A 23,018-nucleotide genomic window follows, 5' to 3' on the forward strand; every position below is an offset into this window, starting at 1 on the left:
GGGTGCTGGGCACCACGCGGCACACGAATGCTCGGACTCCGGCCGCCTGCTCGCGACCAGGGGCCGACCGGTGGCGACAGTAGGGCAATGTCGTTGCGCGCGCAAGGAATACCTTCGGAGGACTCGATGGAGTGCGCTGTCGTATGACCTGTCTGACCTGCAGTTATCTGCACCGGAGGCGATCTGTCGAACAGTCACCGTCTCAAGTACTTGTGGATCTCTTTGTGCGGGCATGTAAAAGCCGGGATGCCGGAGGGTTTCCCTGGTTGCCGCCGCCTCGTACTCTGGGTAGGGCCTGGCCGTCCTGACTGTCGCGGGACCGAGCCGGCCTCCCCCTCACTGTGCCCGGACAGTCCCCTCGGCGGGCGGCGGAACCTTCGGGCGACCTGAAGAAGGCGACATCATGCGAGCGCGCAAGGAAGACAGCGTCGAGCTGTGGAGTCAGTTGTCGGTTCTCGTCGCGGAGGTCGGGACCGCGCTGGACCGAAGACTGTCCGAGGACTTCGAGCTGGGCCTCACGGACTTCCTCACCCTGCGGGCGCTGAGCAACGGCGACCCGGCGGGTATGCGCATGAACGAACTCGCCCAGCTCCTCGGCCTCAACCAGTCGTCGGCCACCCGCGCCGTTCAGCGGCTGGAGGCGCGGGACCTGGCCGAGAAGGCGGCGCACGCGACGGACCGCAGGGGTGTGGTGGTGCGCGTCACGGACGCCGGCCGGTCCATCGTCGCGGACATAGGCAACCTCTTCCGCCGTGAAGTCGGCATGGCGCTGGAAGTCGCGTCCATGGACAGCAGGACCAGTTCGGTCGTCGCCAGACTGCGGTACGCCCCGACGCTCGACCGCTGACCCGTGCGGTCCCCGCCGAGCCCCCCGTCGCACCGACGGGGGGCTCTTTCGCGTCCCGGGCGGCCGGTCCGGCGGTGCCACGGAGGGCCCGACGGCGCCCTGGGCGGCCCGTTCCTTGCGAAAGCATGCATCCTTCGAGCACTTCCAGCCATCCCGAGGCGTTTCTTTCGTGAAAAGCCACAGGTGGATCCGCATTCCCTCTCGCCCTACGGCCCCTTTCCGGCCTGCGTCCGCCCTGACTGCTCCGTCATGTCCTTGCGTGCGCAATGAAACATGTGTCAGGGTCGGTCTCGGCGACGGGGGGCAGGCCACGGTGAGGTGGCCAGATCCTGCGCAGGCGACCCCAAGGGCTTCGCGGCGCGGACACGCAAGGGAACTGCCCCGACCGGATTCGCAACGGACCCGAACCGAGACTCTTCGTCGGAGGCGGAAGCCTGATGCAGCAAGAAACCCGGACCACGCGACACAACGACGGTCTCTTCGCCGTGGGCAGCCCGGTCACCCACTGGTCGGTGCAGACCAGCAACCCGGTCCAGTACGAGATACGGGCCTGCGAGAACCTGCTCGACCCCGAGAACAGCACCATCCTGGAGGACGCCTCGGGCCGCGGCGGACAGCGTCGCTTCGTCGTCACCGACCGCGTGGTCGACTCCCTCTACGGCGACCGCATCCGCGCCTACTTCGCCCATCACGGTGTCGACCATCGGGTGCTGGTCCTCGACGACGGGGAGACGCACAAGTCGGTGAACGCGGTGCTCCAGGTCACCGAAGCCCTCGACGCCTTCGGCGTCGATCGCCGACGCGAACCCGTGATCGCCATCGGTGGCGGCGTCCTCATGGACATCGTCGGCTTCGCCGCCAGCCTCTACCGCCGTTCCACACCCTTCATCCGCATCCCCACCACCCTGATCGGCCTGGTGGACGCGGGAGTCGGCGCCAAGACCGGGGTCAACCACAACGGACACAAGAACCGGCTCGGCACCTACTTCCCGGCGGACCGCACCCTGCTGGACCGGTCGTTCCTGGCCACGCTCGACGAACGGCACATCAGCAACGGACTGGCCGAGATCCTCAAGATCGCTCTGATCAAGGACGCCCGCCTGTTCGACCTGCTGGAGCAGCACGGCGCCGACCTCCTGCACAGCAAGCTCCAGAGCCCGCCGGCCATCGGCCCCACTCCGGCCGACGTCCCGGTGGACCAGCGTCTCGCGGCCCGCGGACTGCACCTCGATCCCGCGACCGAGGTGGTGGAACGGGCCATCCAGGGCATGCTCGAGGAACTCCAGCCCAACCTCTGGGAGAAGGTGCTGGAACGGGTCGTCGACTACGGCCACACCTTCAGCCCGACCATCGAGATGCACGCCCTCCCCGCGCTGCTGCACGGTGAGGCCGTGGCCGTCGACATGGCGCTCACCACCGTCATGGCCGAACACCGCGGACTCGTCAGCGGCTACCAGCGCGACCGCATCCTCAGCGTGATGGAACGGCTCGGCCTGCCCACCTGGCACCCGCTGTGCACACCGGAGCTGCTCGGGGAGGCCCTGCGCGACACGGTGCGGCACCGCGACGGCAAGCAGCGCCTCCCTCTCCCGGTCGGCATCGGCAGCGCGGTCTTCGTCAACGACGTCACGGAGGCCGAACTCGGCGCGGCGGCCGAGGTGCTGGGAACCCTCGCCTCGGGAGTCTCCCGGTGACCACCGCAGCCACCACTCACCACGGGGCGGCCGACGCCCCGGCGGCCGGCGGGCGTTCCCGCGCCCTGCGCTCGGCCGGGACCGTGGCGGGTGCCGCGACGGTCCACGGAGTCCACGGCGCCGCCGGACGCACCCGCTGGAAGTGCTTCGCGGGCCGCCGCCAGCTCGACTCCGCCACCGAGGCCGTCGAATGGGCCTCCGTCCCACCGGGCGGCCTCAGCGGAGAGCACCGCCACACCCGTACCGAGGAGATCTACCTCATCCTGCGCGGACACGGGGAGTTCCTCTTCAACGGCCACCCCCACCACGTCGGGCCGGGATCGCTCGCCCTGACCGCCCCCGGAAATGTGCACGGGCTGCGCAACACCGGGGACGCCGACCTCGACTGGTGGGTCATCGAAACCCTCGCACCCGGCACGGACGCCGTCCTGTCCGGAGCCGGTCTCACCCACCCGGGAGTTCCCCCTATGGGCGACGCAGTCATCCACGACCTCTTCGAGGAGAGGACCGTCTCCACCGACGGCGTGTTCACCGGCCCCCTGCGCACGGTGGAGGCCGTCGATCTCGACGCGGGGCGGCGCACCCTCCTGGGCTCGCCCGACGCGGAACTCGCCGTGTTCGTGCACAGCGGTGAAGGCCGGGCCACCGCCGACGACACCACCACGGACCTGTCGCCGGACACCTGCGTCACCCTCGGCGCGGGCACGGCGACCAGGATCGAGGCGGTCACGCCGATGCGGCTGCTGATCGTGACCCTGGCTCTTCCCGCGCACGCCGCGGAGGCACAGTGATCGTCTCGACCACCGCCGAGGCGGTACGCACCACCGTCGCCACCGGCTCGGGCACCGACGCGGCGGCCGCATGGACGTGCCTGGTGCGCCGGGGGATGCTGCACAGCGAGTGCGAAGCCGTGGAGCACTGGCTGCTCCCCCACGGCGCCGTGCTGACGGCGACCCCGGGGCACGGGGTCGAGGAAGCGCTGCTCGTTCTCGACGGCCGGCTGCGGGTCATCACGGCCTCCGGCGAACGTGCCGTCGGGGCGGGGCAGCTGGCCCTGGTTCCGCACGGCTGCCGGGCGCGGCTCGTGGCGGACGGCGACGCGGTCCGGCTGATCACCGTCCGTACGCTCGCCGCCTCCGTCACCGACCGACTGCCGCCCCGCATCCCCGAGTTGGTCTCGTCCTGACCGGCCGGACGACGCACCGCGGCCCGGCGGACACCCGTCCGGCCGGGCCGCGCACGTACAGGAACACGTACAGGAAAGCGAGCAGACCATGCGTGCTGTAGTCCTGACGACCTACGGAGGCCCGGAGCGGTTGTCGGTCTCCGAGGTCCCGGAACCGGCCGTCCCGGACCCGGACGGCGTCCTCATCCGCACCGCCGCGGCCGCCGTCAACCCCGTCGACCTCCAGACCCGGGCCGGTCTGCACGCCGGGCGCAGTGCGGTCCGGCCGCCGATGATCCTCGGCTGGGACGTGGCGGGCACGGTCACGGCGGTGGGCGAGGACGTCACCGGGTTCCGCGTCGGCGACCAGGTCGTGGCGATGTCCGCTCAGATGGCCACCGGCCGGGGAACGTACGCCGAGACCGTCGCGCTGCCGGCGGACATCGTCGCCCCCGCGCCCGCCACGCTCTCACTGACCAGCGCCGCAGGGCTGCCCCTGGCCGGCCTGACCGCCCGGCAGGCGCTCGACGCCCTCGCCCTGCCCGAGGGGGCCACCGTGCTGGTCACCGGTGCCGTCGGTTCGGTCGGCGGCCTCGCGGTGCAGCTCGCCCGGCTGCGCGGCCTGACCGTGGTGGCGCAGGTCCGCTCCGCTCGGGACGAGGACGAGGTGCGCGCGCTGGGCGCGGACCGGGTGGTGGTGGACGAGGCGCACTTCCCGGCGGCGTGCGTCGACGGCCTGCTGGAGACAGCGGGCCTGCCCCAGGCGATCGGCGCCGTACGGGACGACGGTCGTGCGGTCTCCGTCGTGCCCACCCGCGTGCCGGCGGCGGAACGCGGCATCCACGTGGCTGTCTCCTATGTGGAGCAGGACGGCCCGGGGCTCTCCGCGCTCGGCTCACTGGTGGACGACGGGAGCCTGCGGCTGCGCACCGCGAAGGAACTCGGGTTCGAGGACGCGCCGCGTGCCCACCGTCTCCTGGCGGCGGGCGGCGAGCGGGGCAAACTCCTGCTGCTGCCCTGACCATCCCTCCGGCGCCCGTGGGGCGCTCCGACGCAACGAGATCCGACGACCGAGGACAGCGACTCTGTGGCCGAGCCGCGCGACAGTGACAACCGTGATGCCGGCATCGACGACATCTCCCGGATCTGGGAGCGCGTCGTGCCCATGTTCTCCCTGATGGAAGGGCAGTTGGACCGCACGCTGACGAGCCGTCACGGCGTCGGCCTGGCACCGCTGATGGCGCTGGGGGTGCTGGTGGGCGAGCATCCGGGATCCGTGGCCGTGGGCGGTGTGGCCCGGCGGTTGGGCGTGAGCGTCTCGGCGGCGAGCCGGGTCCTCGCTCACCTGGAAAGCGCGGGCTGGACGGTCAGGGTGGCCTGGCCGTGCGACCGACGGGCCAGCCGTGTCGCGGCCACGGGTGCCGGCCTGGCTCTCTGGGCACGAGCCAGCCGGACCCTCGACCGTGAACTGGACACCGCGTTCCGGACGTTGAGCTTCGACGAGAGGTACGCCCACGTCGTGGCACGCCTGTGCCGGGCGGCCGAGGAGCCTCCCGCCCACTGAGGTACGGGTCCTCCGAGGAGCAACGGGCCTGCGTCCGACGCCAGACGGCGGGGGCCCTCCCTTCGCGGTGATGCGGGAGGTGGCGAGGCCGTCGCTTCGCGGTGATCCGGCAGGCGGCGCGGAGCTGTCCTGCGCGGCGGTCCGGCAGGTGGCGCGGGGTTGGTTGCGCGTGGCGGTCCGGCAGGCGGCGGCACAGGGCTTGCCGTGGTGCGGCAACTGGTGGGCCGCGCTGCGTGGTGCTGCGGCAGGTGGCGCGGGGTTGGTTGTGCGTGGCGGTCCGCCAGTCGGCGCGGGGTGGGTTGTGCGTGGCGGTCCGGCAGGCGGCGGCACAGGGCTTGCCGTGGTGCGGCAGCTGGTGGGGCCGGCCCTGCGTGGTGATGCGGCAGGTGGCGCGTGGCTGGTCCTGTGTGGCGGTCCGGCCGGTGGCGGCACAGCCCTTCGCCGTGGTCCGGCAGTTGGCGGGCTGGTCCTGCGCGCTGATGCGGCAGGCGGCGGGGCCGTCGGCGCCTCAGGCGGCCGGTGCGGGCCAGGCCGCCATGGCGTACTCGGCCACCCGCCGCAGTTCCGCCGTGGTCGCCCCGTCCCGCGCCTGCTGCGACATGCCCTGGACGACCGCGGCGAAGTAGACGGCCAGGGCCCGGGCGTCGGCCCCCTCGGGGAGCGACCCCCGGGCCTCGGCGTCCTTCAGCCTCTCCTCGAAGGACCGGATGTTCGCCACTCTGCGCGCGCGCAGGTCCTGCTCGATGTCGGCCGTCTGCGGGGAGTAGTTGGTCGCCGCGGTGATGACCAGACAGCCTGCCGGGTGTTCCGGATCGGTGTACGACACCGCCGCCTCGTCCAGCATCCGCGCGAAGCCCGTGCGGGTGTCGCTCTCCTGGGCGAGCGCGTTCTCCATGAAGGCGCCGAAGGTGCTGCCGTAGCGGTCGACGACCTCGGTGAAGAGGGTGCGCTTGTCGCCGAAGGCCGCGTACAGGCTCGGCGGCGAGATCCCCATCGCCGCGGTCAGGTCGGAGATCGAGGTGCCCTCGTAGCCGTGCTGCCAGAACAGGAGTGTGGCCCGCACGAGTGCCGCCTCGCGGTCGAAACTCCGCGGCCTGCCGCGCTTGGTCGTCGTCATGCCCAGATTTTACAGCGATCGCTATGTAATTCGTGTAGGGTTATTGCGTAGCCATCGCTACAGAATTTCGATGCGAGAGGGAGACCATGGGTACGCTCACGGGCAGGACGGCGCTGGTGACGGGCGGCAGCCGCGGGATCGGACGCGCGATCGCCGAGCGGCTCGGAGGCGACGGGGCCCTGGTGGCCGTGCACTACGGGCGCAACGGCGCGGCCGCCGACGAGGTCGTCGGTGCCATCAGGGCGAAGGGCGGTGCCGCGTTCGCCGTCCACGCCGAACTGGGCAGGCCCGGAGACGTCGAGACCCTGTGGGAGGGCTACGACCGCCAGGTCCTGGAGCACTCCGACAGCACCGGCCTCGACATCCTCGTCAACAACGCCGGCATCACCCCGCGCGGCGAGATCGAGGAGACCACGGCCGAAGCGTTCGACGAGGCCGTCGCCCTCAACATGCGCGCCCCGTTCTTCCTCGCGCAGCAGGGACTCAAGCGGCTGCGGGACGGCGGGCGGATCATCAACATCTCCTCCGGAGCGACCCGCATCGCGCTCACCGACATCATCGCGTACGCCATGACCAAGGGCGCCGTCGATGCCTTCACGCTCACCCTGGCCAAGGCGCTCGGCGGCCGGGGCATCACGGTCAACTCCGTGGCGCCCGGCATCATCGACACCGACATGAACGCCTCCTGGCTGCGCGGCAACGAGGCAGCGGAGCGGTCCGCGGCCGAACTCTCCGCTCTCGGCCGGGTGGGCCGCCCCGAGGACGTCGCCGACATCGTCGCCTTCCTCGCCTCCGACGACGCCCGATGGGTGACCGGGCAGGTCATCGACGCCACCGGCGGCTCCCAGCTCTGACCCGGCAGCCGGCCGCGCGGGACCGGAGCCACGCACGGGTGTCAACGGGGACACCGCGACAACACGCACGACAGACACTCTGCAGCTGGAGGCCCCATGCACGTCGTCATCGCCTGGTGGGACAAGCGACGCACCGCCGCGGTCGGCACCCCCCGGCCAGACCAGCCCGGACAGGCCGCCTTCCGCCCCGAGGGCCCCACCTCGTTCACCCATGAGTTTCCGGGCCTGCGGACCGGCCAGTGGATCACCGATCCCGCGGCGGACCTCCAGGGCCTCGCGCTGATCTGGGACTCGGCGGCCAGCGCCGAAGTCTTCCTTCCGGCCGTCTCCGAGCGGACGTTCGGCTGCGCCCCCTCCCACCGGTGGGCCTTCGAACTCCGCGGCGCGCCGTCCCCGCACGAAGACGCCCCCGGCCTGCCGGCCGAACTGGAGCTGCTGCTCGCCTGAACCCCGCACCCCGGCCCCTCCGCCGGGGACACGCACGGGAGGGACGGTCCCGGACCGACTCCCGAGGGACACGAGAGCGGGGCCGCGGGCCGAGGTGCCCGCGGCCCCGCTGGGGCGTACGCGTCAGGACGGGTCGCCGTACTGGAGACCGCGTCCGTTGGTGCCGGCATAGACGCGCCCGAACGTGTCGGGGTCGCCGATGCCGCCCCACTGGTGGGCGTCGTCGTTGACGCGGAGCCAGGTGGCGCCCTTGTCGGTGGAGCGGAAGACTCCGGTGACGTCCTTGACGGTACCGATCAGGTACAGGGCCTGATAACCGGCGCCCGCCGCGGCCTTGCCGAAGCCGAGGGCGGAGGCGGACCGCACCGAGGCGAGCGTGGTGAAGGTCGCGCCGCCGTCGGTGCTGGCGTGGAGCGTGCCGCCGGACAGTGAGTAGAAGGTCCTGGCCGAGGCGCGGTCGGCGACGACTGCGGCGTCGTTGCCCAGGCCCCTGACCCTCGACCAGCCGGCCCCCCTGTCGGTCGAGCGGTACGGGGCCTGGCCGGCCTGGGTCCGGAGCGCCGACGGCTCCTCGGGCGCCCCCTCGGTCCCCGCCTCGGCTTCGCGAAGGAAGCGCTCCCACTCTTCGTCCGGTATGGACTCCCCACCCTTGCCCACGACGGGCCCCGCCCTCCCCTGCCCGGCATGCGTCGGCCGCTCGACGGGCCTTCAACTCCATGCTGCGGGAGGCTGCGCGACCCCTCGCGTGAGCCCTTCCTCGTCGGAACTGCCCGACCCCGTACCGGAGATGGCGGCGATACCTGTCGCGAACAGCAGCGACACGAGCGGTCGCTTCAAACGGGCCGGCGGTCGACGTCGCGCCGTCCTCTCAGGTGCCCGCGCCGTCGGTGGCCGGCAGGAGTGCGGCCAGTTCGGCGTCGTCCGGGCGGTGGACCGCCTCGGCCGCCTTACGCAGAATGGCGCGGTCGACCTTGTCCGCGTCGGCGATGAGATGAATCACCACGCCGCCGTCGGGCACCGCGTATTCGTGGCTGTCACCCGCCGTGCGGTACCAGGCGTCGCCGTCGTGCACACAGGTGACCTGCTGGTCCGACACCTCGCCCAGAGGCTGCTCGGGGCAGCTCTCCGCTGTCATCGTGCCGCGACCGACGAAGAGGCCGAACTTGCCCGCACCCTTCTCGGACCGGTACGCGGCGACGAATTCGTCGTCGTACTCGCCCACCGACTCCTGGAACACGGTGTAGCCGGAGACCTCGGTGACATAGACGAGTTCCGGCGCGACACCCCAGACACGCGCGGCGGCGTCGAGACCGGCGCCGCCGGAGGCCGCCCCGCCGCTCTCGTCCGCGCCGCATCCTGTGAGGAGAACCGGTACCAGGAGAAGGGGGAGCAGCGCACGCTCGGGTCGCATCATGCGCACATCCTTGCGCCTGGACATGCCGTATGGGCGAGCGATTTTCCAGATTCCCCGCCCCGCTCCGCTCTCGCGGACACGCAGCCCGCCTTGACCCGGGGCTGACGTGCGACGGAGCGACGACCGGAGCCCTGGCCGCACCTGGGGCCGGTCCCCGCTGCTTCCCGTGGTTCCCCTTTGAACGCTTGACCTCAACCAAACTTGAGCTTCTAGGTTCCTTTCCAAGCCGCAGGAGCCGACCAGAGGTGCCTTTTCAAGGAGGTTCGCCGTGACCGAACGCACGGACCGCATCGAGATCCCCGACCGCTACCGCTATGCCGTGATCCCGCACATCATGGTCGACGACGCCGCCGCGGCGATCGACTTCTACCAGCGGGCGTTCGGCGCCCGCGAGGACTTCAGGATCGACGCTCCGGGCGGCGGCATTCTGCACGCCGAGATCACCATCGGACGGTCGGTCCTGATGCTGGGCGACGGCAGCGTGGAGGAGGCGGAGGCCGCCTCCTTCGCCGCGCCGACCTCGCTCGGCGGAGGTACGTCCGTCACGCTGCACGTCTTCGTGCCGGACGTCGACAGCCTGGCGGAGCGCGCGGAAGCCGCCGGCGCCGAGATCCTCCAGCCGCCGAAGGACATGTTCCACGGTGACCGCACCGTCATCCTCAAGGACCCTTCAGGTCACATGTGGGTATTCCTGACCCACGTGGAAGACGTCTCGCAGGAGGAGCTTCGGCGCCGCCTGGCCACCGCCGGGTGACTGGACCCCGCGGGCGCGGTGATCCGGACCGAATACCGAGCGCCGTACCTGGAACTCGCCGACCGAACTGCTCCTTCAGGGACCGCCCTGTGCGGTGGTGGTGCCCACCCCGCGCACCCGTCCAGACAACAAACGACCCCCGGGTCGACGACCTGGGGGTTTCGCATGGAGCGGGTGACGAGAATCGAACTCGCGCTCTCAGCTTGGGAAGCTGCGGGCATGTGAGGCTGGTTCGGGCGCTGACCTGGACGAACGGCTGTGATGCAGCTTCCTCGGGCCCGGTTGCTTTCACCGTGGTTCCGCGCTGTTCCCCGCTGGGTCTGGTGCGCTTGTGGTGCGGCCGATCCAAACGGGGGTGACCATGGAACGGCCTGTGCTGGAATCGCTGTTGGCTGGTGATGACGAGGCGCCCATGAAAACTCTGGCCACCCTCCGAAGCGGCGCCACCTACTGGATGGGAGATGGGGAGCGGCCCAGCAGCGTGCATCGAGCAATGACTACGGCCGTGAGCGACCATGGCTGCTCCGCGACCATCCGGCTGGGGGCCCCGCCGTCACCTGTCAGCACGATCATCCCCTCCACCAAGGCCGCCTCTATCGGCGCCCCCATCGAAGAGATGGGGGCGCATTTCGTCAGCTTCGCCTACTTGAGTGCTGTACCACCCGAGTTGTGATACGTGATCGTCTTGCGGATCAGGTTTCCGCCGTCGGTCTCGGGCGTCGTCTGCTCCGTCCACCCCGCCCCGAACAGCAGGCCGGCGATGTGGGCGTTCGCCACCTGGTCCATGTGGGCGAAGAGCCAGTCCACCTTGTCGTCCTTGAAGTGGCCGGGCGTGTTGTTCTGCGCCATGTTGCCCACCGGGATCTGCCACAGGACCACCGGCTTGCCCACGGACTCGGCCATCGTCTTCCAGAACTTCAGCGAGGCGGCGGCCTTCTGGTCGGTCCAGAAGGTGTCACGGCTGCCGTGGGCCGGCTGTGCGTACCAGCCCGCGTCGCGGTCCGACACATCGGTGACCAGGAAGTCGGCGTTCTTCGCCCCGAGGTCCGCGTAGTCCTTGACGCACTTCTGGAGATTGCTCTCCCAGTCGAAGCAGGAGAGGTGCAGCCCCACGGCGGCGTTCGGCGCGTACTTGTGCGCCATGTGAATCAGGCACTGGGCGAGTCCGGCGGCGCTGTTCTCCTGCGATCCGCAGTCCGTCGGGTTGGCGCCCGAGACCTGCGAGGGAACCTGGTGCAGATTGCCGAGCGACCGGGCGAAGCCCCAGAAGTCGGGCTCCAGGTCGATCATGTCGTGGGACTTGCCGATCTTCTGGAGGAAGAACCGGTAGTCGTTCAGGTACCGGGTGAGCAGGTCGAGCCTGTTGATGGCCTTGACCTCGCCCGGGCCGTCGCCCTCGCCTGCCGCGTCCCCGAGGTCGCGCAACGAGTACCAGGTCCACAGGTACTTCTGCGGTCGCGACTTGCCCTGGTAGGTCGCCTGGGCCGCCACGCTGTCCTGCCAGGTCACCTGGTTTCCGGGAGCCGTGCTGCTGCCGCCCCAGCAGCCCCACCAGCCCGACCACTCATCCTTGCAACGCGACGCCGTATAGGCGGCCGACGTGGGCGCGGGCTGGCTGTGTATATAGGCGTAGCGCACGTCGAACGGCGCGGCGTTCGCCGAGGCGTCAGTCATCGAACCGCCGATGAACACCTTGTCGCTGCCCATGAAACGTGCCGTCGAGCTGCCGTTGGTGGCGGCCGGAGACGCCGGCGGCGACGCCGGGTGGGTGCCGCTCGGAGCCTGGCTCGCCGGAGCGCTGCCGCCGGGCGCGGGCGTGCTGCCGGAGTTCCCCGGGTTCCCGGTGCCGTCGGCGCTACCGGCCGCGACGAGCTTCCACTGCTGGTTGGCGCCGCCCCGGTCGCGGTTCTGGACGATGTCGCCCCCGTTGGCCTTGGTGGCGTTCTTGACACCGACAGCCATGCCACTGAAGCGATTGACCAAACGCACGTAGCCGTCCGACGACTTGGCCAGTTTGAACTGCTGGTTGGTGCCGTTCAGGTCTTTCCACTGCACGATGGCGGAGCCGGCGGTCTTCGACCAGCCGAGGTCGTCCAGCACCTTGCCGGAGGTCCGGTTCTGCAGCCGGTAGTACCCGTCACCCGAATCGACGAACCGCCACTGCTGGTTGGTCCCGCCGCGACGGCTCCACTGCACCACCGCCGCACCGTCCTTCGTGGCGGGGGCGGGGTTGTCCAGTACCTTGCCGCTGTTGCGGTTGACCAGCACGTACCACTTCTTCAGATCCAGGGTTTTCTGCTGCGCCGAAGCCTGGCTGACCACGACAGCCGAGCCGGCCACGACCACCATGGCGAGACCCGCCCAGAGACCCCGACGCGCGAGCAACCGACGGCCACGATGCTTCGGGCGGTCACCGCGCGCGCCGCCGTCGGCACGGTGGCCGCCGACGCGGGACGCCACCGATGACGTGGGTGGGCCGGGGACATGTCTGTGCTCTCGTTCCGGGGACATGCCTGTGCTCTCTTTCAGCCGTTGCATCTGACCGGACCACTTGGCCGGACAACGCTTAGTGGTCCGAGAGGCCGAAAAGGTTGCCGCGAAGATCCACAGATTTTTTCGCCTTGACCGCTTCCCGTTCGCTGCGGAGCACGGCACGCCTGACGCCGGTGGTGGCGAACGCCTGATGGCTGGTCGGGGAAGGCGGGGGACAGCAGCGCGATCCCGACCCGGCAAGGCCGCTCCGAGCGCCTCGCCGACCTTGCGGCAGCCACCGGTAGTACCCACTGTCTGTGCGGCACCGGTGGTCTGCGTTGCCTGGACGCCGGCCCCTTCGACGCCCACGGCATTCCCGTGCTGCCCTTCCACACCCCTGTGGATGACCCACTCCGGCAGGGGGCTTGTCGATCCACCAGCCTGTGGGCCTTGAGCAAGATCGGGTCCGATGCGCTTGCGGACCACCTGGCCGCCCAACGAGAAGCCCACCATCCTGGACCCCACCCGTGACCGCTGGCATCTCCGACACCCTCGCCCTGGGGCATCCTGTGCGAGGGATACGGCATGGGCATTCCCACTGATCACCAAGCACAGCAAAAAGGCCCGGGTCACTGACCTGGGCCTTCTTCATGGAGCGGGTGACGAGAATCGAACTCGCGCTCTCAGCTTGGGAAGCTGCGGGCATTTAGAGGGCAGTTCGAGGGATGACCTGGGCGAAGGCCTACGCTGGGGGCTCGTCGGGCTTGGCTGCTTTCACCGTGGTTCCCCGCTGCTCCCCGCCGTATCCGGTGCGCTTGTGGTGCGTTTCGCCGACGCCGCGCGACACTCGGCGGGCCGCTACAGATCCACACGGGTCTCGCTGTCGCCATGTCTGAGAAGGACGTGCGCCGGCCGGAACGGCAGACTACGCAGAGTCGGTTCCAGGACCTTGAACAGAGCATCGGCATCGGGTCCGTAGGCGTACAAGACGGCTTCGCCCCCTCCGAACTCGTTCCCGTCGACCTCCCCGACGCCTGCGTTCTCGGTCGCTGCCTCCATCACCTGCTCAGCTTCGTAGATTCGCTCGCGCTGGTCGACATCGCCAAAACCGTCACTGGCAAGCCGGAAGTGCGCGATCACGGCGTGCTCCTCATCCCCGCAGTCAGGGGCATTGGCTGTCTCCATGCCGTACAGACTGTCATCGAGGTCTGACACCCTCACCGCTATGTGCGCTTCGGATCCGCCCCACCAACACGCTTTCCAACCGTGGTGATGGGGCCTCGGACTCCGTGCAGAGGCGTTCACCTGCGTCCTGGACGGTCAGCCGTCGACGGCGTGACGGCTTGTGGTCTTGGCTGAACGGCCATGAACCGCGCTGAATGAGACGGAAACTGAGACGGTCTGGAGCTGCGCATCGTACCGACGGTCCTCGGACGAGGGTGCGGCCGTTCGCTGTTCTCGTCGGCTCCCTTCCCACTCCTGGCAACGGCGATGAGATGTTCTTTGCCTGCAGGGCCAAGTGACTGTGCCCAGATCGTCCGTCAGGCTGGTCAGTGCAGCGGTCAAGGGGGGAGTACATGAAGAGGACGCGGGGCTCGTTTGTCCCGGTGACGACTCCAGCGGCCGTTCGCCGACGTGCACGCCGCTGGGTCGCCGTCGCCGGAGCGGCACTGGTGTCGCCTTTCATCATGCTCGTTCCAGCTGCTGTCGGGTGGCTTCCTACCGAGTCTGCGATCTTCCTGGCGCTGGTCGCCGCACCGACCGGGCTTCTCATCCTTGGTGAGGCGTGTGAGGAAAAGCCTCCTCCGCACACCAGTGGACCTCGCCTGACGGCACGGACACTGTCCGGTGAGCGCACCGTCGATCTGTCCGTGATCAGCACTGTACGGCTGCTCACCTACTTCTCCCGTTCCGGTGTCTCGGTACTGGTCCGCGACGTCAACGGGGTGCGCCTGGGGCTCAAGACGGCAGTCGCCCGTGCTGCTCTGCGCCAGGCCCTGCAACGCTCGCGTGACCCTGCACCCCATCCACAGCCCCGTGTCAGCAGGGCGGCACTCGTGTACCTGGGCATGGCCACCCGCCGCGGCCCGTTGGTGCTCCACACGGTCCTCAGCTGGCTTGTCTTGGTGTTCGGCACCTGCGGCTACACCGTCATGGTGCTTGCCCTCGCGGACCGGGTTCCGCAGTAGGCCGGCCGGCGCAACCGGAGATCGTGGTTCACACAGGCGGTTGGCAAGAATCGACCTCGCGCTCTCAGCTTGGAAAGCTGCGATCGTTCGAGGCTGAATCGGGCGCTGAGCTGCGTTAATGGCTGACCTGCACTCTCTCCGGTGCTGTCGGCTTTCACCGTGACTCCCCGCTGTTCCCCGCTCGATCTGGTGCGGTAGCGGTGCAGAGCTGCGGCGTCCAGGGGGTGATCAGCTGACCGCACTCCCTTCCCGGGCGCCGTCCGGGATGCCTGGCTGCTAGCGTCCGGCGCCATGTGGGCTCAAGAGATCGTGGCCGGACGACCGGCTTGGCGGCACATCCCTTCCAGAGTGATCTTCCGGGCCGTTCCCGGTGGGACGTTCCGGATGGGCTTGTCCGACACGGAACTGGACGCGGTTCGTGCCATCGAGCGGGCCGATGGCGCCGATGACGACCTTGAGGCGTTCTTCGCCAGCGCTGTCCGGGCCCGGCCGGTGCGAGAAGTGCGGGTCGAGCCGTTCCTGATCGCCAGGTATCCGCTCACCGTGGCACAGGCACGGCACTGGCTGCCCGAGTACGAGGACAGCTTCACCGAATCGGATTCGAGTACGGCCCGGTTCGAGGACGACTTGGACGACCTGCTAGGGACTCTGCCGTTCCGGCTGCCGAGCGAGGCGGAGTGGGAGTATGCGGCCCGGGCAGGTACGACCACTCTGACCTTCCGCGGGGACGGGAGGCCGGACGAGAACCAGGTGCTCGACGATTTCGCCGACGAGGAACGCACGGCCGCGGCTGAGAACGCCTTCGGACTGGCGGCGATGGGGTCGGCAAACGAAATCTGTGGTGACGTGTGGATCCCGCATTTCAGGGATGCACCGATGGATGCACGCCCCCGCACGGGGGACGGACCGCGGGTGGTGCGCGGAGGCGCCGGCGACCTCTCTCCGTGGCAGGGCTGCGACGAGTGGCTGCTGTTGCTCTCCGCTACCCGCTATGAGTTCCAGAACTTCACCGCGGTCCGTCCGGTGGCACCCGTGCCAACCAGTTAGGGCATCGGACAGGGTGCCTGTGGCCGCGGGCCTACTCACCTCTTTAGTACCTGGAGAACACGTAGTTCAACAGTGCCCGAGGGGGACGACACCCATTAGCTCCCCGACGGGCTGAACACGCGAAGTGCACGGGTTGCCACCCAACGACCGCTTTAGGAGAGAGGCGGGGTGACCGTGCCCTTGAGCTGGGGCTTCGATACCTGGTCAGACTGCCGGAAACTCGACGTCAAGACACCCCTGTTGACCGTGACTGACCCATGCATGACGGCAGTGGCAGGAACCTCAGCGGACGACAGCCAGCCACGACGGCGGGTGCGCCGGCCGATCATGTGGCCGGGGTTCGGCCTTGGACTGGTGCAGCTTCTTACCTGCTGCGATGGTCCGCAGGCGTCCGTAGTCGTCCGCCGTGGTGCGTGGGCGTTGTCACGCAGGTAGGCACGCAGGCCTGGTGGCCGCCAACCGCTAGACCGAAATTGCGAGTGGATGATCACGTCGCTCGGGACTTGGGCGAAGAGATCTCAGTCTCCGTGAGCGGGCCTCTCGCGGCCGGCGTTGTGCAGCAAACCTTGTTGCACACACTGAACCGAGTGGCTTCGATGACCACCATGACCGATGGTGCCTCAGTCGACGTTGCCGACGCCCAGATCCTTGCCCGGCAGATCATCCGCGGCCTCAAGACGCTCCGTGACCACCTCGCTGCGAACTATGGGTGCTTCGGTCGCTGAGGGGCGCCGAGGTGGCTGAGCAGGGGCTGGGAGCTGCTGTCGGGCGGCCACGATCGCCACGGTTGCTGTACTTCACTGCCGTACAGCAACCGGTTTGGAAGGCCACCTGGGGATCGAGCGGCCGGCTGCCAGTCGCAGGGACCAACAGCCGGCACGCGCGTTTTTGCTGCGGGCGGAGGAATCAGGCGGTGTCTTCGATCGTGTATCCCGAGCAGGTCTCGAACATGATGGTCGGGTTGTTGCCGTTGTTGTACTCACCCAGGCAGACTTCGTACTGTATGTAATCCTGCGGCCACTGGCCCTCCGGGAGGTCCATGTTGATGTCCAGCCTCTTTCCGGCCCCGTAGTGGTGCCAGGCGTCGTGCCTCGCGCCGCCGTCGTCGGACCGGAGGTACCTGACCACCACCGAGTGGCCGTCGCTGTTGTTGTCCCAGACCAGCAGGTGGTCACCGTCCTTGACGAACGACGCGGACCCGTTGCAGTAGTAGGGGTTGACGGTACACAGGTCGCCGGTGTGGGCGGCGGAGTCCGTGACGGTGTAGGTGACGGCTGAGGCGGGGGTGGCCACCGCAAGTACAGCCAGCAGGCCCGCGGTAGCAGTGCCGAAGGCCTTGGAACGCTTCTTCATCCTAGTGATCCTTGTCTTGCACGGTTTCCGGTTGTGACCGACGCACCAACTAGGCCGACGTCAAAGCGCGCTGGCTGCGACGGGATACTAAGGGGATGAGATGATCTTGGCTAGTGGTCCGGGACGGCTCTTTCAACCCCGCCGCACAGAAGGTGGAGTCTGACCAGTCAAACGCCGCTGCCAGGGTCCTGGACCACCAGTTCGGAAGATCGCGTATGCGGACCGTGTCTGAGCTGGCGACTCGCTGACCTGCGCTCCCTCGGGCCGTTCTCCGGCGTTCCCCGCCGGATCGGGCACGCGGGAGACACGGGCCCCGCTCCTGCTCGTTGTGGCGCGAGCTACGGCTCGCCCCACTCGGGGAAGCACATCATGCTGTGAGCCGGCACCACTGGCTCGCTCGGCAGGGGATCGATTCCGCGGACCCGTTCGGCCACGATGGGCCCTGGCTGTCCGGGCGACTACCCGACGGGAGGTGCGGCCGGTTCCCCCGCGTCGCGGAGTGATCCGGCCGAACTCGACCGGCCTCCGGCTGTGGCTGCGGCTCGCCCCGGGGCAGGAACCGGTGGACGTGGCTGCCTCGGCTGAACGGCTGCGGCATGCGTGGGACGTTCACGCCGTGTACGCAAGGTACGGATGCCGCGCCGGGTCGACGGTGGGTTTCTGCGAGTGCCGGTATGCCGGAACGGTACGAGCGCCGGAACATCCGGGGCGAGTTCCGCCGACTCACGGCAGACGGCCGTCCGGGTTCGGCGCCGACGCGCTGCCCGCACACTTCGAGGTAGATGCCGGCCGCGCGGCCGAGCAGGCCTCCCGGACGGCTTTCGTTTCTACGATCTTCGTTGCACCGGACACACGCTCTCGACCCGTTCGGGTGCCACGCTCAAAGACACGATGGTCCGCGCCGGCCAGTCCTCCGAGAAAGCCGCGCTGATCTATCAGCACTCCGACGAGGAGCGGCAACGCGAGGTCGCCGCAGGACTGGATGACCTTGTCCGCGCTGAGCGGGAGAAGCACCATAAGGGCAACCCCGCGCACCACAACGAAGAGCCCACGAACACGTAGCACCGCCCTATGGTGCGGATGTGGTGCGCGCCCCGCCCACCGGTCCAGACAACAAACAACCCCCGGGTCCATGACCTGGGGGTTCGTGTTGGAGCGGGTGACGAGAATCGAACTCGCGCTCTCAGCTTGGGAAGCTTGGGTTCTCTACGGGTGATTGCCTGGCTGATCTGCGGTGCAGCGGTGTTGGCGCTCGGTGGGCTGTCGACTGGTTTCCCGGTGTTCCCCGTAGTGCCCCGCAGGATCTGGCACGCGAGTGGCACGTGCTCCGCTGGGGCGCGCCTGGACGCGACGGGTGCCGTCCGGCGGTTCTGCCGGACGGCACCTGATCGGCTGTCAGACGGTGTCGATCTGCCAGGCGATCACACCGTTCGATCCCTTGGCGCCGTCGACATCGATGCGGACTGCTTTGTCCGCGGTGATTCGTTGCTGAACCACCGATCGGTCGCACGGCACCGTGGCCTTCTTGCCCGCGCTCGTTGGTGAGAAGGTCAGTTGTGCGCTGCCGGTGCCGACGCAGACGAGGCTGAGCTTGTAGGCCTTCCCGCTCGTCAGTTCTGGCTCGGTGTGGATGCCGTCGCCCACGCGTTCCGCGCCGGCCTCGACCAGGGTTCCCCCTTGAACGGCGGCCAGGGCCGCCTGGGCCTGCTTCGTGAGCTGCTTCTCCGATGGCTCGGCCGCTGTCCGTGTCGAACTCGGCGTGGTCGACGGCGAGGAGTCAGCACCCTTGCCTTCGTTGTCGGCAGAGCCCGAGCATCCGGTGATCATCAAGACCGACAGCAGGATGGTGCCTGCGGCGAGTCGCTTCGCCCGTGGGCTTGAGTGCGTCATGTCGCGGTTTCCCAGTACTTCCAGCCGGTCTCGGAGGTGGGCAGCGTCGCGGTGCCGTGGCCGATCTCGACCCCGTCACAACCGTCACCGGTGGAACGGTACTTCTTCCAGGTCACCTTGTAGCCCCACGCACCGTACTGCAGGTGCCCGTACTTGTTCCGGGAGATGTTGCGTGTGTAGGTGTGCCCTGTCGCGATCGAGACGCTTCCGGAGACCTTGTAGGTGATGGACGACTTGGCCGCCGCGATGACCAGGTTGGCCTCCGCGGTCACCGTGCCGCTGATCTCGGCCGTGATGGTCCCGGTCTTGGTCACACTGACGGTCATGGACCCGCCCGGACCGTCCTTGTACTTGGTTCCGTTCCACCAGGACGGGATGTGATAGGCCTTCTTCGACGTGATGTTGATCCACGTCGAGGGACCGTCACAGCGTGTCGGCAGCTTGGTGCCCGTCGGCTGTTCGGCCTCGTCCTCCCACCCCTGCCGGTCGTTGACGTCCGTCGTCTGGTCAGCCGCTACGGCCGTTTCATCGGTCGGCACCTCAGCAGCAGCGGCAGTACCTACAGTCCCGAAGCAGAGAAGCAGTGCAGCAGTGGCAGCGCTGGTCGAGGCGCGCCGAGAGCTGATGCCCATGTATCACCTTTCCGGTGGACCGCCCCCGTGGCGATCAAGCACTCGAACAGTATGTTCGAGGCATGTACGCGACAAGCGTTCGCCGGATGTTCTGAGTGAAACTTGAGCATGCGGTAGCCGACCCGTGCGTTCTTCTGGCGGGAACTCGGCGCCAGTCCCGCGAGCCGTGTGCAAGGGGTGAAAGGCTATGGGGCGGGGACCTCTTCGTCCCGAAGCAACTTGCGTGGGGGAGCTGCCTTGGGCTGATGTGCCTCTCACCTGCGCAGATGGGCCGCAGACGTCCGCGCTCGTCCGCCGCTGTTCGTCGGTGTTGTCACGCAGTTAGACACTCACCCCGCGACTCCGACTCACTTCTTGCGGCGCTTGCTCGCCCTCTTCTTTAGCTCGGCTTGGCCGCGCTTCGTCCAGTCACCTTGGTGGCGGTAGCAACGCGACGTGCCCTTCATCGTCTTGTTGCGGCGGCTGCCTCGGTCCATCGGCCAACCGACGTCCCCTGCTTCCATTCACCCACGGTCCCTCCTTCTCCCGTTGGTCCGCCTGGCATCCGGGCATCCAGCCTTAGTCACCTTGTCTACACAGGACAGGGCGCATAGCCGGCGGCATCGAGTGAACCAGGCGTACGCGGGTGAGTACGTCGAGGAATAGAGCTCACTCGATGATCTCGGACCGCTCTCTAACTTGATCGTCCAACTTGCCTGCCTTGAGATCGCTCAGTGCGGCTGCATATCCGGCCATGACTGCCTCGTGCACGATGTCGTGGAGGTCTACGGGGATCCTGTCGAAGATGCCCGAGCAGACGTTTGCGGCTGCGTCGTAAGCGGGCTGATAGTGCGCGTCACGGATATCGCCACCTAAGTGGCTGACGAGACTGCGTAGGTCTTCCCTGGGGTCATCGCTCACGCCGACGTCACTACCCTCGCGCAATGGTCGAGAACCACACTGCCATGGGGCCCGACCGATGGAGGCTCTCAGGTTGGCAAGCTGCATCAGCTCGGCTCACAACTGGGCGCAGGGACGCCGGATCCTCTGCCGTACGGGTGCCAGCGGCGGGTTGGACCTCACTTTAGCGGTACACCCCAAGTTTGCAGCCACTCTTCAAAGGAGGATAGGAGCTGCCGAACTGTCAAATTTGTCAACTCGCCGCCGCGCCCACCATTTTCGACATACTCATATACAGATTTTTGCTGAATGGCTCGGTACAGCTCAGCCCAGTGAACTGCGCCGATTCCTATCTTCCGTTGGATCTCTTTAAGCGCCGCCTGAAGTTCGGGTTCCGGCCAGTACTGCATGCTGAATGCGATTCTATACTTGGGGCTAGGCGGTTGCTTCACTTGCCTCAGGTGAGTGAGGAAGATATCCACTACCTGCTGTTTTTTATTTGACATCAGTTCGCTGTAAGGAAGGAACACCTTTCCATCGCGTACCGCACCCCTATAAAGGAAGGATATGAGTTCATCGCCCAAGGTGCCGACCTTGGCGTACGGTAGGAGTTTGCGGCGGTCTTCCAATGAGGGAAGCAAGTCCGGGTCTGGCGTTTGCATCCAGTGGGAGATCATTTGTTCGAGCTCATTCTTAAGCTCTACAGGAGGCGAAGGTGAGGCCGGATTTGGAGAGCCGGATCGCGCCCTTTGCCAGTCTATGGCAAATTGGCTGGCTGCAGAGTCCCAGCGGCCGGGATTCAAGCGATGTTCAAGTCGTGACCACTGCACCCGGAGGCTGTCACAAAACTGCAAGCATCCATCAGTGCCATCCAGAGGGATGGATTGAATGTGATGCAGTTTATTCGCCTCTTGATAGTCGGCAGGCGGCACCGTCAGAGGGAAGACGTGGAGGGGTTTATGTGCTGCCCGACCCCTGCACTTTTCTGCATAGCGAGCCCGCGCATTGGCATATCCAACTTCCTTGATGCATGCAGGTCGCGTGAGGAAGGTTTGAGTGACGACTTCTATCATGACATCTGCTGCGTCTAGTGCTTCGTCTATCGCTCGTTGGTCATCCTGGCCGACAAAGACGGAGCCAAAAGAGCTACAAAAGTAATTGTCGGTACCAATCCCGGCGTTTTCGAGGAAGTCGCAAATTATCTTTACGATCTCCCTGTCGCCACTCGCATGGCTAATGAATATGTCACTACTCATTGAGGCCTCGCGTGGGGTCCCGTTCGATTCTTCCAGCTATAATCACCCTTACTTAACAGTAAATGATGATCCTCGTCCGGGCATCTGGGCTCGTCCTCGCGGCGATGAGTGGTGGCAGACGACAGCGGTGATGTCCTCGGGTCCGCTTAGTTCCCGCACGAGCTGGCACGCGTCTGGCACGACCTCTTGGTCCCGGACGCGATCGGCTCGGTTGTGACCTCGAACGGGGGCCCGACCTGCTCGCCCAAGTCCAACGCAGTCCGCTCCCGTCCGGCATAGTCTGCGTACGGCCTACCCGGTTGGCCCCCTCCCGGGGCTTCGCTCAGGACGCGTCAAACTGTTGGGTCCGTGCAGGTGCCGCCCCGAGCGATCACGCTCACGACAGGCGCTGAGCAGAGCTCGACCTCTGGTCCCGCGGACAGCGAGTGCTATGCGGTGAGCCTTGCGCACCCGAGGTGCCTCGCCTGACGGGAGCGACGCCGGGGCCCATGGGCATCACCGCGTCACGAAGGAGTGACGCCCTGTGGACATTGTCAAATCCGACCGGGAGAATCTTGACTCGTGTGGGGGAGAAGGCGGCGCTCCGAGGGGTAGCCGCCGCATGGACGCACAGGGGGGAGCTGCTTGATGGCAGCAGGACAGTCGCCCATGTCGCGAATCTGCGACGGCGAGTCCGTCTTTCAAGGCGCTCACGGGGAAGTTGCCTGGTCGGGTGTCCGCTTGACGGCCGATGTGATGGCAGACCTTGCCGACGGGCCATGGGCTGAGAGAGTAGGCGACTTAGAGTCGAGCGCCGCCGTCATCGAGGAACTGCGCGCTTTGGCCACCACAGAGATGGCAGTGGAGACGGTGGGGGCCCTCCTCGCGAGTGAAGCTGAGCCGCTGCCCTGGGAGGTAGGGGAAGCGCTGGCGGAGGTGCTTCTTGAGCACTGGCACTCCGTTGTGTGGGTATGGAATAACGCCCGCGACAGACGGACCCGGAAGGCAAGCCTCCCTGGCGCCGACCTTGTCGGTCTGAGCGTGATCGAAGGCGCGGCAACCTTGTTGTTTGGGGAGGTCAAGTCCTCTTCAGACACGTCGGCACCGCCGAACGTCGTGTACGGGCGATCTGGACTGATCCAGCAACTGGAACGGCTGACTGACAAGAACGCTGACCACTGGACGCTGATCAAGTGGTTACGGGCTCGCTGCTCTACACAGGAGCATCGAGAGCTGTACAAAGCCGCTGCGTCCCGGTACGTCCAGTCGCAGGGGCGGGACATACGTCTCGTAGGCTGTCTCATTCGAGATACGAGCCCAAATGAGAGGGATGTCAGCGTGCGTGGAGTGGCCCTCGCCCGTACTGTCGTAGAGCCGATGAAGGCGCTGCTGACGGCGTGGTACCTCCCTGTCACCATGGCTAGTTGGCCGGCGCACGTGGGGCTTGAGAACAGTGCCTGATCTC

General features: G+C 67.6%; 24 protein-coding genes and 2 pseudogenes. 16 read left to right on the forward strand and 10 right to left on the reverse strand.

What is annotated here, in order from left to right; genetic code table 11:
- Positions 1 to 403: 403 nt before the first annotated feature.
- The 6 genes from ACFY2L_RS21150 (at position 404) to ACFY2L_RS21175 (ending at position 5,270) form a co-directional block, all read left to right on the forward strand.
- The gene (locus tag ACFY2L_RS21150) at positions 404 to 847 is read left to right on the forward strand and encodes a MarR family winged helix-turn-helix transcriptional regulator (RefSeq protein ID WP_390659537.1); all 444 of its coding nucleotides are present in this window, start codon (positions 404 to 406) and stop codon (positions 845 to 847) included.
- Between the two features lie 437 nt (positions 848 to 1,284).
- Entirely contained in the window at positions 1,285 to 2,541 is a 1,257-nt protein-coding gene (locus tag ACFY2L_RS21155; RefSeq protein WP_390823038.1) for a sedoheptulose 7-phosphate cyclase, read from the forward strand.
- On the forward strand, positions 2,538 to 3,332 hold the full coding sequence (locus tag ACFY2L_RS21160; RefSeq protein ID WP_390823040.1) for a cupin domain-containing protein: 795 nt from the start codon (positions 2,538 to 2,540) through the stop codon (positions 3,330 to 3,332). Before ACFY2L_RS21155 ends, ACFY2L_RS21160 begins: the two co-directional genes overlap by 4 nt.
- Complete coding sequence (locus tag ACFY2L_RS21165; RefSeq protein WP_390659534.1) at positions 3,329 to 3,727, forward strand: cupin domain-containing protein; 399 nt, start codon at positions 3,329 to 3,331, stop codon at positions 3,725 to 3,727. Before ACFY2L_RS21160 ends, ACFY2L_RS21165 begins: the two co-directional genes overlap by 4 nt.
- A gap of 88 nt (positions 3,728 to 3,815) precedes the next feature.
- Positions 3,816 to 4,727, forward strand: coding sequence for an NADP-dependent oxidoreductase (locus ACFY2L_RS21170; RefSeq protein ID WP_390823041.1), 912 nt, complete (start codon positions 3,816 to 3,818; stop codon positions 4,725 to 4,727).
- 66 nt (positions 4,728 to 4,793) lie between these two features.
- Positions 4,794 to 5,270: a MarR family winged helix-turn-helix transcriptional regulator gene (locus ACFY2L_RS21175; RefSeq protein ID WP_390823043.1), complete on the forward strand. Its 477-nt coding sequence runs from the start codon at positions 4,794 to 4,796 to the stop codon at positions 5,268 to 5,270.
- 508 nt (positions 5,271 to 5,778) lie between these two features.
- Here the strand turns inward: ACFY2L_RS21175 and ACFY2L_RS21180 are convergent.
- Positions 5,779 to 6,387 (reverse strand): TetR/AcrR family transcriptional regulator, encoded by a 609-nt coding sequence (locus tag ACFY2L_RS21180; RefSeq protein WP_390659531.1) that lies wholly within the window; start codon positions 6,385 to 6,387, stop codon positions 5,779 to 5,781.
- Between the two features lie 86 nt (positions 6,388 to 6,473).
- Here ACFY2L_RS21180 and ACFY2L_RS21185 point away from each other — a divergent pair, with 86 nt between their 5' ends.
- Both ACFY2L_RS21185 and ACFY2L_RS21190 read left to right on the forward strand, forming a co-directional pair.
- A complete protein-coding gene (locus tag ACFY2L_RS21185; protein WP_390659530.1) occupies positions 6,474 to 7,241 on the forward strand; it encodes an SDR family oxidoreductase in 768 nt (255 codons plus the stop codon).
- Positions 7,242 to 7,337: 96 nt separating this feature from the next.
- Positions 7,338 to 7,688 (forward strand): hypothetical protein, encoded by a 351-nt coding sequence (locus ACFY2L_RS21190; protein ID WP_390823044.1) that lies wholly within the window; start codon positions 7,338 to 7,340, stop codon positions 7,686 to 7,688.
- Between the two features lie 123 nt (positions 7,689 to 7,811).
- Here the strand turns inward: ACFY2L_RS21190 and ACFY2L_RS21195 are convergent, their stop codons facing one another.
- Both ACFY2L_RS21195 and ACFY2L_RS21200 read right to left on the reverse strand, forming a co-directional pair.
- Positions 7,812 to 8,345: a hypothetical protein gene (locus ACFY2L_RS21195; protein ID WP_390659528.1), complete on the reverse strand. Its 534-nt coding sequence runs from the start codon at positions 8,343 to 8,345 to the stop codon at positions 7,812 to 7,814.
- A 211-nt stretch (positions 8,346 to 8,556) separates the two neighbouring features.
- Positions 8,557 to 9,102: a hypothetical protein gene (locus ACFY2L_RS21200; RefSeq protein WP_390823045.1), complete on the reverse strand. Its 546-nt coding sequence runs from the start codon at positions 9,100 to 9,102 to the stop codon at positions 8,557 to 8,559.
- A 268-nt stretch (positions 9,103 to 9,370) separates the two neighbouring features.
- Here ACFY2L_RS21200 and ACFY2L_RS21205 point away from each other — a divergent pair, with 268 nt between their 5' ends.
- Positions 9,371 to 9,856, forward strand: coding sequence for a VOC family protein (locus ACFY2L_RS21205; RefSeq protein ID WP_390659526.1), 486 nt, complete (start codon positions 9,371 to 9,373; stop codon positions 9,854 to 9,856).
- Positions 9,857 to 10,229: 373 nt separating this feature from the next.
- Positions 10,230 to 10,529, forward strand: coding sequence for a hypothetical protein (locus ACFY2L_RS21210; RefSeq protein ID WP_390823046.1), 300 nt, complete (start codon positions 10,230 to 10,232; stop codon positions 10,527 to 10,529).
- Here ACFY2L_RS21210 and ACFY2L_RS21215 read toward each other — a convergent pair.
- Both ACFY2L_RS21215 and ACFY2L_RS21220 read right to left on the reverse strand, forming a co-directional pair.
- Positions 10,499 to 12,241: an RICIN domain-containing protein gene (locus ACFY2L_RS21215; RefSeq protein ID WP_390823048.1), complete on the reverse strand. Its 1,743-nt coding sequence runs from the start codon at positions 12,239 to 12,241 to the stop codon at positions 10,499 to 10,501. The genes ACFY2L_RS21210 and ACFY2L_RS21215 overlap by 31 nt on opposite strands.
- Positions 12,242 to 13,186: 945 nt before the next feature.
- Positions 13,187 to 13,468, reverse strand: coding sequence for a hypothetical protein (locus ACFY2L_RS21220; RefSeq protein ID WP_390823049.1), 282 nt, complete (start codon positions 13,466 to 13,468; stop codon positions 13,187 to 13,189).
- Between the two features lie 731 nt (positions 13,469 to 14,199).
- Here ACFY2L_RS21220 and ACFY2L_RS21225 point away from each other — a divergent pair.
- The 3 genes from ACFY2L_RS21225 to ACFY2L_RS21235 all read left to right on the forward strand — a co-directional run bounded on the left by ACFY2L_RS21225 (position 14,200) and on the right by ACFY2L_RS21235 (position 16,289).
- Positions 14,200 to 14,517 carry a hypothetical protein gene (locus ACFY2L_RS21225; protein ID WP_390823050.1) on the forward strand — a complete coding sequence of 106 codons (318 nt, stop codon included), beginning with the start codon at positions 14,200 to 14,202 and terminating at the stop codon, positions 14,515 to 14,517.
- Between the two features lie 348 nt (positions 14,518 to 14,865).
- On the forward strand, positions 14,866 to 15,564 hold the full coding sequence (locus tag ACFY2L_RS21230) for a formylglycine-generating enzyme family protein (RefSeq protein WP_390823051.1): 699 nt from the start codon (positions 14,866 to 14,868) through the stop codon (positions 15,562 to 15,564).
- Between the two features lie 587 nt (positions 15,565 to 16,151).
- Positions 16,152 to 16,289 (forward strand): hypothetical protein, encoded by a 138-nt coding sequence (locus tag ACFY2L_RS21235; RefSeq protein ID WP_390659520.1) that lies wholly within the window; start codon positions 16,152 to 16,154, stop codon positions 16,287 to 16,289.
- A gap of 181 nt (positions 16,290 to 16,470) precedes the next feature.
- On the opposite strand, the gene ACFY2L_RS21240 is transcribed toward ACFY2L_RS21235, so the two are convergent.
- Complete coding sequence (locus tag ACFY2L_RS21240) at positions 16,471 to 16,917, reverse strand: hypothetical protein (RefSeq protein ID WP_390659519.1); 447 nt, start codon at positions 16,915 to 16,917, stop codon at positions 16,471 to 16,473.
- A 442-nt stretch (positions 16,918 to 17,359) separates the two neighbouring features.
- Here ACFY2L_RS21240 and ACFY2L_RS21245 point away from each other — a divergent pair.
- Together ACFY2L_RS21245 and ACFY2L_RS21250 are read left to right on the forward strand one after the other, a co-directional pair.
- Positions 17,360 to 17,592: pseudogene (locus ACFY2L_RS21245) on the forward strand (conjugal transfer protein TraS); the annotation flags it as partial.
- Positions 17,593 to 17,703: 111 nt separating this feature from the next.
- Positions 17,704 to 17,979: pseudogene (locus tag ACFY2L_RS21250) on the forward strand (site-specific integrase); the annotation flags it as partial.
- 333 nt (positions 17,980 to 18,312) lie between these two features.
- Here ACFY2L_RS21250 and ACFY2L_RS21255 read toward each other — a convergent pair.
- The 4 genes from ACFY2L_RS21255 to ACFY2L_RS21270 all read right to left on the reverse strand — a co-directional run bounded on the left by ACFY2L_RS21255 (position 18,313) and on the right by ACFY2L_RS21270 (position 21,574).
- On the reverse strand, positions 18,313 to 18,807 hold the full coding sequence (locus tag ACFY2L_RS21255; protein WP_390823053.1) for a hypothetical protein: 495 nt from the start codon (positions 18,805 to 18,807) through the stop codon (positions 18,313 to 18,315).
- A complete protein-coding gene (locus ACFY2L_RS21260; protein ID WP_390823054.1) occupies positions 18,804 to 19,346 on the reverse strand; it encodes a hypothetical protein in 543 nt (180 codons plus the stop codon). The genes ACFY2L_RS21255 and ACFY2L_RS21260 overlap by 4 nt, the downstream gene beginning before the upstream one ends.
- Positions 19,347 to 20,087: 741 nt before the next feature.
- Positions 20,088 to 20,339 carry a hypothetical protein gene (locus tag ACFY2L_RS21265; RefSeq protein WP_390823055.1) on the reverse strand — a complete coding sequence of 84 codons (252 nt, stop codon included), beginning with the start codon at positions 20,337 to 20,339 and terminating at the stop codon, positions 20,088 to 20,090.
- Between the two features lie 158 nt (positions 20,340 to 20,497).
- Positions 20,498 to 21,574: a toll/interleukin-1 receptor domain-containing protein gene (locus ACFY2L_RS21270; protein ID WP_390823056.1), complete on the reverse strand. Its 1,077-nt coding sequence runs from the start codon at positions 21,572 to 21,574 to the stop codon at positions 20,498 to 20,500.
- Between the two features lie 735 nt (positions 21,575 to 22,309).
- Here ACFY2L_RS21270 and ACFY2L_RS21275 point away from each other — a divergent pair.
- Positions 22,310 to 23,014 carry a hypothetical protein gene (locus ACFY2L_RS21275; protein WP_390823058.1) on the forward strand — a complete coding sequence of 235 codons (705 nt, stop codon included), beginning with the start codon at positions 22,310 to 22,312 and terminating at the stop codon, positions 23,012 to 23,014.
- Positions 23,015 to 23,018 lie beyond the last annotated feature (4 nt).

The sequence above is a fragment of the Streptomyces sp. NPDC001381 genome, from assembly GCF_042895685.1.
Lineage (GTDB): Bacteria > Actinomycetota > Actinomycetes > Streptomycetales > Streptomycetaceae > Streptomyces.